The following is a 546-nucleotide window of genomic DNA, read 5'->3' as shown; positions in this document are numbered from 1 at the left end:
CAGGATGCCGCCGAGCAGGATGAGCAGCCCGTAGGCGGCGACCACGATCTCCCAGGAGCTGTTCCAGAGCTCGCCGATGCCGGGCAGGTCGCTGATCGTCGGCGTGGACAGCGCGGTGTGGCCGATCAGCTCGAGGATCGGATCCAGCGCGTCGTCGACGACACTGCGGAACGCCGAGTTGACGGCCTCGGTGATGCGTGCGCCGGCGTCGGTGATGCCGCAGTCCGAGTCGCCGTCGCCGCTGCCGGTGCCCGGCTGCTGCGGGTTCGTGCTCGGCGCCGGCGGAGTTGGCTGCGGGATGCAGTCCTCGCCCGTGCACGGCTTGCTCGGCGTTGTGGTCGGCGTCGGCGAGGTGCAGCCGAGCTGGCCGGGGAAGCTACACGGCGTGGGCATGGGCAGCGCGGTCGGAGGAGGCAGCGGCGGGTCCGCAGGCGGCTGCCGTGGCGCGGTCGGCGAGGCCCACGCGTTGACGGCGAGGATGCCGGCCAGGAGCACGACGGTCAGCACCAGTAGCCAGCCCGCTCGCCGGCGCCGCCGTCGGATGGA

1 pseudogene is annotated in these 546 nt (G+C 73.1%); it reads right to left on the bottom strand.

Annotated elements, in window-relative coordinates:
- Nucleotides 1-393: pseudogene (locus CCN56_RS41540) on the bottom strand (hypothetical protein); the annotation flags it as partial.
- Between the last annotated feature and the right edge of the window lie 153 nt (nt 394-546).

The sequence above is a fragment of the Streptomyces sp. NRRL B-24572 genome, assembly GCF_002156145.1.
Classification (GTDB): domain Bacteria; phylum Actinomycetota; class Actinomycetes; order Streptomycetales; family Streptomycetaceae; genus Streptomyces; species Streptomyces vietnamensis.
The sequence above is the reverse complement of the archived record's forward strand: the minus strand, read 5'-3'. Positions and strand labels throughout refer to the sequence as shown.